Origin of the sequence: Pantoea sp. B65, assembly GCF_047308185.1 — a bacterium.
GTDB lineage: Bacteria > Pseudomonadota > Gammaproteobacteria > Enterobacterales > Enterobacteriaceae > Erwinia.
The window spans coordinates 23,898-34,379 of record NZ_JAHXPU010000026.1; the positions used below are offsets into that span (position 1 = coordinate 23,898).

At 54.0% G+C, this 10,482-nt stretch carries 8 protein-coding genes; 6 read left to right on the plus strand and 2 right to left on the minus strand.

Annotation, left to right across the window (positions count from 1 at the left end; all coding sequences use genetic code 11):
- Window positions 1–264 precede the first annotated feature (264 nt).
- Window positions 265–1,749 carry a 4-hydroxy-3-polyprenylbenzoate decarboxylase gene (ubiD, locus tag JWF83_RS12300; protein ID WP_413650499.1) on the plus strand — a complete coding sequence of 495 codons (1,485 nt, stop codon included), beginning with the start codon at window positions 265–267 and terminating at the stop codon, window positions 1,747–1,749.
- 47 nt (window positions 1,750–1,796) lie between these two features.
- Window positions 1,797–2,498, plus strand: a complete 702-nt coding sequence (gene fre, locus JWF83_RS12305) for an NAD(P)H-flavin reductase (protein ID WP_413650500.1) — start codon at window positions 1,797–1,799, stop codon at window positions 2,496–2,498.
- A gap of 103 nt (window positions 2,499–2,601) precedes the next feature.
- Here the strand turns inward: fre and fadA are convergent, their stop codons facing one another.
- Both fadA and fadB read right to left on the minus strand, forming a co-directional pair.
- On the minus strand, window positions 2,602–3,765 hold the full coding sequence (gene fadA, locus JWF83_RS12310) for an acetyl-CoA C-acyltransferase FadA (RefSeq protein WP_413650501.1): 1,164 nt from the start codon (window positions 3,763–3,765) through the stop codon (window positions 2,602–2,604).
- A gap of 11 nt (window positions 3,766–3,776) precedes the next feature.
- The gene (gene fadB / locus JWF83_RS12315) at window positions 3,777–5,963 is read right to left on the minus strand and encodes a fatty acid oxidation complex subunit alpha FadB (RefSeq protein ID WP_413650502.1); all 2,187 of its coding nucleotides are present in this window, start codon (window positions 5,961–5,963) and stop codon (window positions 3,777–3,779) included.
- Between the two features lie 188 nt (window positions 5,964–6,151).
- Here fadB and pepQ point away from each other — a divergent pair, with 188 nt between their 5' ends.
- From pepQ to hemG, 4 genes are read left to right on the plus strand one after another with little or no spacing between them, the layout of a single operon-like run.
- Window positions 6,152–7,483 (plus strand): Xaa-Pro dipeptidase, encoded by a 1,332-nt coding sequence (pepQ, locus tag JWF83_RS12320; protein ID WP_413650503.1) that lies wholly within the window; start codon window positions 6,152–6,154, stop codon window positions 7,481–7,483.
- Window positions 7,483–8,100, plus strand: coding sequence for an IMPACT family protein (locus JWF83_RS12325; RefSeq protein ID WP_413650504.1), 618 nt, complete (start codon window positions 7,483–7,485; stop codon window positions 8,098–8,100). Before pepQ ends, JWF83_RS12325 begins: the two co-directional genes overlap by 1 nt.
- Before the next feature lie 36 nt (window positions 8,101–8,136).
- Entirely contained in the window at window positions 8,137–9,588 is a 1,452-nt protein-coding gene (gene trkH / locus JWF83_RS12330; protein WP_413650505.1) for a Trk system potassium transporter TrkH, read from the plus strand.
- A 17-nt stretch (window positions 9,589–9,605) separates the two neighbouring features.
- A complete protein-coding gene (gene hemG, locus JWF83_RS12335) occupies window positions 9,606–10,142 on the plus strand; it encodes a menaquinone-dependent protoporphyrinogen IX dehydrogenase (protein WP_413650506.1) in 537 nt (178 codons plus the stop codon).
- Window positions 10,143–10,482: the final 340 nt, after the last annotated feature.

Here is a 10,482-nt window from a genome sequence, read left to right on the forward strand (position 1 = left end):
TCACGCGTGTTAACTGGATTTGCCTTGCCGCGGTGGCTGCGAAATATCCGAAGTCGTTGCGACAATCCGGCCCTTATGTGGCGACCGGTTTGTCACATTGCATGAATTTGGAAATTGACCTGCCTGCTTTATCTGTATCAGACTCTGGACGCGTTGCATAATTTTACTGTGTGATCTGTCGGTCATCTGGCAGGAACAAAAACAAGCATGCCCGCTGAATCAGTCTTATAATGACCGATTCACCGGCTGGATTGATGGAAAGGCATGAAATACCACGACTTACGCGACTTCCTTGCCCTGCTGGAAAAGCGCGGGGAACTAAAACGAATCACTCTTGAGATCGATCCGGAACTGGAAATGACCGAGATTGCCGATCGCACCTTGCGTGCAGGCGGTCCGGCGCTGCTGTTCGAAAACCCAAAAGGCTATGAAATGCCGGTGCTGTGCAACCTGTTCGGTACGCCAAAGCGCGTGGCGATGGGCATGGGCCAGGAAGATGTCAGCGCTTTGCGTGAGGTCGGTAAATTACTGGCATTTTTGAAAGAGCCTGAGCCGCCGAAAGGTTTTCGCGATCTGTTCGACAAAATGCCGCAGTTTAAGCAAGTGCTGAATATGCCGACGAAACTGCTGCGCAATGCCCCGTGTCAGGAACAGATCTGGCAGGGCGATGATGTCGATCTGGCGCGCATTCCGGTTATGAAATGCTGGCCGGGAGATGCCGCACCGTTGATCACCTGGGGATTGACCGTCACGCGCGGCCCGCATAAAGAGCGGCAAAACCTTGGCATCTATCGTCAGCAGGTGATCGGTAAAAACAAATTAATCATGCGCTGGCTGTCCCATCGTGGCGGCGCGCTCGATTTTCAGGAGTGGAGCAACGCCCATCCCGGCGAACGCTTTCCGGTGGCGGTGGCGCTGGGCGCCGACCCTGCCACCATTCTCGGCGCGGTAACGCCGGTGCCCGATTCGTTGTCGGAATATGCCTTTGCCGGGCTGCTGCGCGGCAATAAAACGGAAGTGGTTAAGTGCGTCTCTAACGATCTGGAAGTACCTGCCAGCGCCGAAATTGTGCTGGAAGGCTATATTGAATCGGGTGAGGTGGCTGCGGAAGGACCCTATGGCGACCATACCGGTTACTATAACGAAGTGGATAATTTCCCGGTATTCACCGTAACGCACATAACGCAACGTCGTGATGCCATCTATCATTCAACCTATACTGGTCGTCCACCGGATGAGCCGGCGGTGTTGGGTGTGGCGCTAAACGAAGTATTTGTGCCGATTCTGCAAAAGCAGTTTCCGGAAATTGTCGATTTTTATCTGCCGCCGGAAGGCTGCTCTTATCGCCTCGCCGTGGTGACGATGAAAAAACAGTACGCCGGACATGCCAAACGCGTCATGATGGGCGTTTGGTCATTTCTGCGACAGTTTATGTATACCAAGTTTGTTATTGTCTGTGATGACGATATCAACGCGCGCGACTGGAATGATGTGATTTGGGCCATCACCACGCGCATGGATCCGGCGCGTGATACGGTACTGGTTGAAAATACACCTATCGATTATCTCGATTTTGCCTCACCGGTTTCCGGACTGGGGTCAAAAATGGGTTTAGATGCCACCAATAAATGGCCTGGTGAGACACAACGCGAGTGGGGTCGGCCAATTGTTAAAGATGCGGCGGTTACCGCACGCATTGATGCTATTTGGGATGAGTTAGCCATTCTTAATCCGTCGCCGCAGCGCTAATCCGCCGCAGTGAACCCATGATAATGACGACCCGACAGAGGGAACGCATGACAAGATTAAGCTGTAAAGTGACCTCGGTTGAAGCGATTACCGATACTGTGTACCGAGTGCGACTGGTGCCGGAAGCTGATTTCAGCTTTCACGCGGGCCAGTATTTGATGGTGGTGATGGATGAGCGTGATAAGCGCCCGTTCTCGCTGGCATCAACGCCGATGGAAAAAGACATTATTGAACTGCATATCGGCGCTTCGGAACTGAACCTCTATGCCATGGCGGTGATGGAGCGCATTCAGCAACAGCGCGAAATTACCGTGGATATTCCCCATGGCGACGCCTGGCTGCGTGAAGAGGGCAACCGCCCGCTAATTCTGATCGCTGGCGGTACGGGTTTCTCCTATGCCCGCTCGATTCTGCTGACCGCGCTGGCACAGCAGCCGCAGCGCGAGATCGCCATCTACTGGGGCGGACGTGAGCTGAAACATCTGTACGACCTCGATGAGCTTAATGCGCTGGCGGTGAAGTATCCTAATCTGAAAGTGGTTCCGGTAGTTGAACAGCCGGAAGAGGGCTGGGAAGGGCGTAACGGTACGGTTTTAACCGCCGTGATGCAGGATTACGGTACTCTCAGCGAGCACGATATCTATATTGCCGGACGTTTTGAGATGGCGAAGATTGCCCGTGAACGTTTTTGCGCCGAACGCGGTGCGCTGGAAGCGCATATGTATGGCGATGCCTTTGCCTTTATCTGATGGCTGAGTCAGACGGGCAGACGTGAGGTCTGCCCGTTAAAAAATGGAAAAAACCCGCCCCTGACAGGCGGGAAGAGAAACAATTACTGCAATAGTCAACGTATCAGAGGCGTTCGAATACCGTCGCGATGCCCTGGCCGAGACCAATGCACATCGTTGCCAGACCAAATTGTGCGTCACGACCTTCCATCAAATTAAGCAGGGTAGTACTGATACGCGCGCCGGAGCAGCCCAGCGGGTGGCCCAGCGCTATCGCACCACCGTTCAGATTCACCTTGTCATCAATTTTATCCAGCAGGTTCAGATCTTTAATACACGGCAAGGTCTGTGCGGCAAAGGCTTCATTGAGCTCGAACAGATCAATATCCGTAAGGCTCAGCCCTGCGCGTTTCAGCGCCAGCTGCGAGGCTGGCACCGGGCCGTAACCCATAATCGATGGATCGCAGCCCACCACCGCCATTGATCGGATGCGCGCACGCGCGGTTAAGCCGAGTTCCGCGGCGCGCGATTCGCTCATAATCAGCATTGCCGCCGCACCATCCGACAGTGCCGATGAACTGCCGGCGGTTACACTGCCATTTGCCGGATCAAATGCCGGTTTTAGCGCCGCCAGACCGGCAACGCTGGTTTCCGGGCGGATCACTTCATCAAAATCATAGCGCTTCAGTACGCCGTCGGCGTCATGGCCGTAAGTGGCTACAATCTCCCGCTTAAAATGCCCCGCCTGAGTTGCCGCCCAGGCGCGCTGATGTGAGCGCGCGGCAAACTGATCCTGCATTTCCCGGCTGATATGGTGGATACGCGCCAGCATTTCGGCGGTCAGGCCCATCATCGCCGCCGCTTTCGCCACCGTGCGGCTCATACCCGGATGGAAATCAACGCCGTGGCTCATGGGTACATGGCCCATATGCTCCACGCCGCCAATCATGCAGACCTGGGCATCGCCCACCATAATGGCGCGTGCGGCATCGTGCAGCGCCTGCATTGAAGAACCACACAGGCGGTTAACCGTCGTCGCCGGAACGCTGTGAGGGATCTCCGCCAGCAGCGCCGCGTTACGCGCAATATTAAATCCCTGCTCCAGGGTCTGCTGCACGCAGCCCCAATAGATATCGTCGAGGGAGGCGGCTGCCAGCGCCGGATTGCGGCTCAGAAGAGAACGCATCAGATGGGCGGAAAGATCTTCTGCCCGCACATGACGAAATGCCCCGCCTTTGGAGCGGCCCATCGGCGTGCGGATTGCATCAACAATGACTACCTTTTCCATTATGTTTTTCCTCACGCCATTTTCAGCGAGGCATCAGCCATCGGTTGCGCTGGTGGATACCAGCTCTCATTATGCTGCGCTTTCTGTTCAATCGCCGCCGGAGGCTGGTAGAGTGTGCCAAGCCCGACATAGGGTTGCGCCAGAGCAAGAAATTGCTGATTGCCAAGGGTATCGAGATAGCGGAAGGCGCCGCCGTGGAATGGTGGAAAGCCAAGGCCATACACCAGCGCCATATCCGCTTCCGCCGGACTGGCAATAATCCCCTCGGTGAGGCAGCGCACCACTTCATTGATCATGGGGATCATCATGCGCGCGATAATTTCATCGTCGCTGAACAACCGTTGTGGCTGGCTGACACTCTGCAGCAGTGCATCAACGCTGCTATCAGCCAGCTTTTTCGCTTTGCCTTTACTGTCCGTTTCCCAGCGCCAGAAACCCTGCTGATTCTTTTGCCCAAAACGTCCGGCATCGAACATTACGTCGATGGCGTCACGATAATCCTTTTTCATGCGCGTCGGGAAGCCGTCAGCCATAACGCTTTGCGCATGGTGAGCCGTATCGATGCCGACCACATCCAGCAGCCAGGCCGGGCCCATTGGCCAGCCAAATTTTTTCTCCATCACCTGGTCGATCTGGCGGAAGTCGGCGCCGTCACGCAGCAGCAGGCTGAAACCGGCAAAGTAGGGGAACAGCACGCGATTGACGAAAAAACCCGGACAGTCGTTGACCACAACCGGCGTTTTGCCCATTTTACTGGCCCAGGCCACCACTTTCGCCAGCGTGGCATCAGAGGTCCTGGCTCCGCGAATCACTTCAACCAGCGGCATGCGCGGCACCGGATTAAAGAAGTGCATACCGCAGAAGTTTTCCGGGCGTTGCAGGGATTGCGCCAGCAGGCCGATCGGAATGGTGGAGGTGTTGGAAGCGAGAATAGTGTCGCTGCGCACCTTGCTTTCGGTTTCTGCCAGTACGGCGGCTTTAACTTTCGGGTTTTCCACTACCGCTTCCACTACCACATCGGCACGTTCAAAACCGCTGTAATCAAGGGTCGGCTGGATGGCGGCAATCACACTGGCCAGTTTCAGACCATCGATTTTGCCGCGTTCAAGCTGTGTATTCAGCAGCCTGCTGGCTTCATTAATGCCCAGCGTCAGGGATTTCTGACTGATATCTTTCAATATTACCGGCACGCCTTTCCATGCTGACTGATAAGCAATGCCGCCGCCCATAATACCGGCGCCGAGTACCGCCGCCTGTTTTGGCATTTCAATATCGCGGGTTAGCTGCTTCGCTTTACCTTTTACATACTGATCGTTGAGGAAGATCCCGACCAGCGCCCGCGCCACGTCGGAACGAGCCAGCGGCACAAAAGCAGCGGTTTCCAGCCGCAGCGCCTCATCGCGTCGCAGTGCGGCGGCGGCTTCAATGGTTTTCACCGCCGTCAGCGGCGCCGGATAATGTTTGCCTGCGCTCTGCATCACCATGCCTTTGGCGATAGTGAAACTCATGGCGGCTTCAGTTGCGCTGAGTTTTAACGGCTCCAGCTTTGGCTGGCGACGGGCGCGCCAGCTCTGCGGCTCAGCGATCGCCTCTTTCAGCATGGCAATGGCGCCGTCACGCAGTTTTTCCGCCGGGACGACGGCGTCCAACAGACCGATAGCTAACGCCTGGCTGGCATCAATATCTTTACCGGCGACAATAATCTCTAAGGCGCTATCGGCACCCAGTAAGCGTGGCAGACGCACTGAACCGCCAAAGCCGGGCATGATCCCCAGTTTAGTTTCTGGCAGGCCGATACGCGTATCGGCGGTGGCGATACGGTAATCGGTCGCCAGCACGCATTCGCAGCCGCCGCCCAGCGCATAGCCGCTAATGGCGGAGAGGGTCGGTACCGGCAGATCTTCCAGTCGGTTAAAAATGCCGTTGGCAAAAATCAGCCACTGTTCCAGCTTCTCTGCCGGAGCGGCAAACAGCGACAAAAATTCATTGATATCGGCGCCGACAATAAACGCCGGTTTTGCGGAACTCAGCAGCAGGCCTTTGAGCGCAGGCTGTTGTTCCAGCACCGCAATCGCTTCGCCCAGACTGGCGACAGTTTGGGTATCCAGCGTATTGACCGAGCCGGGTGCAGCAAAAACCAGCTCGGCAATACCATCGTCCAGCCAGTCAAGTGAGAGGGTTTCGCCTTGGTAGAGCATGTCAGTCTCCTGAAACAGCGATAAAGGGATCTGGTCATACCAGATGATCTGGAGTGTGGGTTTGATGTTAATTATTTGCAAACGGAACTTTGCTTATTTGCTAACAAGATCACAGCTGCGGCAAAACGGCATCGTCCATTTGGCTGTGATAAGATGCGGTCACTTTTTCGTGCATCGGAGAGAAGTTAATGGACTCACTGGTTACGCTATATAAAGATCATATTTCCGTGCTGCAGCAGCGTGCGCAGCAGGTGTTAGCTCGCTTTAAGCTGGATGCCATGCTGATCCATTCCGGGGAACTACTGACGGTATTCCTCGACGATCACAGCTATCCTTTTAAGGTTAACCCACAATTCAAAGCCTGGGTGCCGGTTACTCAGGTACCTAACTGCTGGCTATGGGTGGATGGGGTCAATAAACCAAAACTGTGGTTCTATTCGCCAGTCGACTACTGGCATAACGTTGAGCCGCTGCCAGACAGTTTCTGGACCGATGAAATCGAAATTATCCAGCTGAAAAATGCTGACCAGATTGCGCAATTGCTGCCTGCCCAACGGCAGAATGTCGCCTATATCGGCCCGGTTCCGCAACGGGCTGCACAGTTAGATATCCAGTCCGATCGCGTCAATCCGCAGGCTGTACTGGATTATCTGCATTATTATCGCGCTTACAAAACCGATTACGAACTGGCCTGCATGCGTCAGGCGCAGAAAGTTGCGGTGCTGGGACATCGTGCGGCGAAGGAAGCGTTTCTGTCCGGGATGAGCGAATTCGATATCAATATCGCTTACCTGACGGCGACCGGGCACCGTGATACCGATGTTCCTTATGGCAATATCATCGCTCTCAACGAACATGCCGCGGTGCTGCATTATACTCAGCTACAGCAGCAGGTGCCGGAGCAGTCGCGTAGTTTTCTGATTGATGCCGGGGCGGAATATAACGGCTATGCCGCTGATGTGACCCGCAGCTATGCCGCGCAGGGCGATAGCCTGTTTGCTCAGCTGGTGAAAGATCTCAATGAGGAAGAACTGGCGCTGATTGATACGCTGAAAGCGGGCGTGCGCTATACCGATTACCATGAGCAGATGCATCACCGTATCGCCAAACTGTTGCTGAAGCATCAGCTGGTGAATGGACTGAGCGCAGAAGCGATGGTAAAAGAAAATCTCACCGGGCCGTTCCTACCCCATGGGCTGGGTCATCCGCTGGGTCTGCAGGTGCATGATGTGGCAGGTTTTATGCAGGACGACCGCGGTAGCCATCTGGCGGCGCCGGCGCAATATCCCTATCTGCGCTGTACGCGCGTGCTGGAGCCGCGGATGGTCTTAACCATCGAGCCGGGCCTGTACTTTATCGAATCGTTGCTGGCTCCGTGGCGTACAGGTAACTTCAGTCAGTACTTTGACTGGCAACGCATCGACGCTCTGAAGCCTTATGGTGGCATTCGTATTGAAGACAATGTGGTGATCCATGACCATCGTGTGGAAAACATGACGCGCGATCTGAATCTTGCCTGATGGATGCTTATGACATTCCTGCTGAGCTGGTTAGCATCAGTGAGGAAATTATCAAAAAAAGCCGTTTTATTACGCTGTTGGCTCATACTGACGGCGTAGAAGCGGCGCGTGCTTTTGTTCAGCGCATCAAAAGTGAACATCATGCTGCCCGGCATCACTGCTGGGCATGGGTGGCGGGCGCACCGAACGACTCTCAGCAACTGGGGTTCTCGGACGATGGTGAACCCTCCGGCACGGCGGGAAAACCGATGCTGGCACAGCTGATGGGTAACAATGTCGGGGAAATTACCGCGGTGGTGGTGCGCTACTACGGCGGTATTCAACTGGGCACCGGTGGGCTGGTCAAAGCCTATGGTGGTGGCGTCCAGCAGGGGTTAAAACTGCTGACGCGCGTGCAGAAAGTACCCATGCGGCCTTTCCGCCTGTGTTGTGATTACTCCCAACTGGCGGATATTGAACGTATGATTAAACGCTTTGATGGCCAATTGCTTGATAGCGAATTTTTAGCCGAGGTTGCGATCAATCTGGCGCTACCTCATGCGCGAGTTGAGGGATTTGCAAAAAATCTGTCAGACTTTAGTCGGGGCACGCTGCAGCTTATCCCGGCAAAACAATAACTTTCTCTTTATTTGTCAGGTTAAGGAAACGGCTGGATGCATATTCGTGCCATTACCCGCATCGTCGGTTTGTTGGTCATTCTGTTTTCCGGAACGATGATCGTCCCTGGTTTGGTGGCGCTGATTTATCGCGATGGGGCCGGACGCGCCTTCAGTCAGACGTTCTTTATGGCACTGATTATCGGTGCGCTGCTCTGGTGGCCGAATCGTAAGCAAAAGAGCGAGTTAAAACCGCGCGAAGGTTTTCTGATTGTGGTGCTGTTCTGGACCGTGCTGGGCAGCGTAGGGGCAATGCCCTTTATCTTCGCCGAACAACCTAACCTGAGTATTACCGATGCATTTTTTGAATCCTTCTCCGGTTTAACCACTACCGGTGCCACTACGCTGGTGGGGCTGGATGCGCTGCCGAAGGCGATTCTGTTTTACCGCCAGATGCTGCAGTGGCTCGGTGGGATGGGGATTATTGTGCTGGCGGTAGCGATCCTGCCGATTCTCGGCGTCGGCGGCATGCAGCTGTATCGTGCCGAAATGCCCGGACCGCTGAAAGATAACAAGATGCGCCCGCGTATTGCGGAAACGGCAAAAACCCTGTGGCTGATCTATGTGTTGCTGACCATCGCCTGTGCGCTGGCATTGTGGCTTGCCGGTATGCCGCTGTTTGATGCTATTGGCCATAGTTTTTCGACTATCGCGATTGGTGGTTTTTCTACTCATGATGCCAGCATTGGTTATTTTAACAGTCCGACCATTAATACCATCATCGCGGTGTTTCTGCTGATCTCGGGCTGTAACTACGGTTTGCACTTCTCATTACTTAGTGGGCGTAACCTGCGAGTCTACTGGCGCGATCCTGAATTCCGTATGTTTATCGGGGTGCAACTGACGCTGGTGGTGATCTGTACCCTGGTGCTCTGGTTCCACGGTGTTTATCAAACCGGGATGCAAACCCTGAACCAGGCTTTTTTCCAGGTTGTCTCCATGGCGACCACCGCCGGTTTTACCACCGACAGTATTGCGCGCTGGCCGCTGTTTTTGCCGGTACTGTTGCTGTGTTCCGCGTTTATCGGCGGCTGTGCCGGTTCAACCGGTGGTGGCCTGAAAGTGATCCGTATTCTGCTGTTGTTTAAGCAGGGGTCACGTGAACTGAAAAGACTGGTGCATCCAAATGCGGTTTACACCATTAAGCTGGGTAACCGCGCATTGCCGGAACGTATCCTCGAAGCGGTATGGGGATTCTTCTCTGCCTATGCGCTGGTGTTTATTCTCAGCATGCTGGCCATTATTGCCACCGGCGTTGATGATTTCTCCGCCTTTGCGGCGGTTGCGGCAACGCTTAATAACCTCGGGCCTGGCCTTGGGGTGGTTGCTGATAACTTCACGTCAATGAATGATGTGGCGAAATGGATTTTGATTCTGACGATGCTGTTTGGGCGTCTTGAAGTGTTTACGCTGTTGGTGCTGTTTACTCCAACCTTCTGGCGTGAATAAAACCACGAGTAGGATCTATGAAAGCGCTTATTCTTTTTTCCAGCCGTGAAGGCCAGACGCGTGAAATTGCCTCTTATATTGCTAACAGTATTAAAGAGGAGATGGAATGCGATGTATTTAATATTCTGCGCGTCGAACAGATCGACTGGCCACAGTACGATCGAGTATTAATTGGTGGCTCCATCCACTACGGGCACTTCCATCCGGCGGTGGCGAAATTCATTAAGCATCATTTGCGTGAACTGCAGCAACGTTCCAGTGGGTTCTTCTGCGTTAACCTTACCGCTCGTAAGGTGGATAAGCGCACTCCGCAAACCAATGCCTATATGCGCAAGTTTTTACTGCAATCGCCGTGGCAGCCTGACTGCTGTGCAGTATTTGCCGGTGCGCTGCGTTATACACGCTATCGCTGGTTCGACCGCGTGATGATCCAGCTGATTATGCGTATCACCGCAGGTGAAACCGACACTTCGAAAGAGGTGGAATATACCGACTGGACGCAAGTGGGGCGTTTTGCTCAGGAGTTTGCTCATTTACCAGGCAAGACGCGGTAAAAAAACGCGCTTTGCTGAAAATTAAACCGGTTAGTCATTTTTTTATAATAAACACTTGTCACCGGTCAGGAACTCCCTATAATGCGCCTCCACTGACACGGAACAACGGCTTAACGGTCACCGGGTCAGGAAGAGAAAAGTGAATAAATCCTTGACTCTTCAGTGGTGAAGCGTATTATACGCCACCTCGCGACAGCAGAATGAATCGCTGTTCGCACTGCTCTTTAACAATTTATCAGACAATCTGTGTGGGCACTCGCAGGGTTGATATCGCAAACCATCTCCGGATGGAAAAAATTTGAAATATCAAGTCTCAAGAGTGACTACTATATTCATTACG

What these genes read in the sequence shown, in the direction of transcription:
- ubiD (WP_413650499.1), top strand. Translation starts at nt 265, where the DNA reads ATGAAATACCACGACTTACGCGACTTCCTTGCCCTGCTGGAAAAGCGC.
- fre (WP_413650500.1), top strand. Translation starts at nt 1,797, where the DNA reads ATGACAAGATTAAGCTGTAAAGTGACCTCGGTTGAAGCGATTACCGAT.
- fadA (WP_413650501.1), bottom strand. Translation starts at nt 3,765, where the DNA reads ATGGAAAAGGTAGTCATTGTTGATGCAATCCGCACGCCGATGGGCCGC.
- fadB (WP_413650502.1), bottom strand. Translation starts at nt 5,963, where the DNA reads ATGCTCTACCAAGGCGAAACCCTCTCACTTGACTGGCTGGACGATGGT.
- pepQ (WP_413650503.1), top strand. Translation starts at nt 6,152, where the DNA reads ATGGACTCACTGGTTACGCTATATAAAGATCATATTTCCGTGCTGCAG.
- JWF83_RS12325 (WP_413650504.1), top strand. Translation starts at nt 7,483, where the DNA reads ATGGATGCTTATGACATTCCTGCTGAGCTGGTTAGCATCAGTGAGGAA.
- trkH (WP_413650505.1), top strand. Translation starts at nt 8,137, where the DNA reads ATGCATATTCGTGCCATTACCCGCATCGTCGGTTTGTTGGTCATTCTG.
- hemG (WP_413650506.1), top strand. Translation starts at nt 9,606, where the DNA reads ATGAAAGCGCTTATTCTTTTTTCCAGCCGTGAAGGCCAGACGCGTGAA.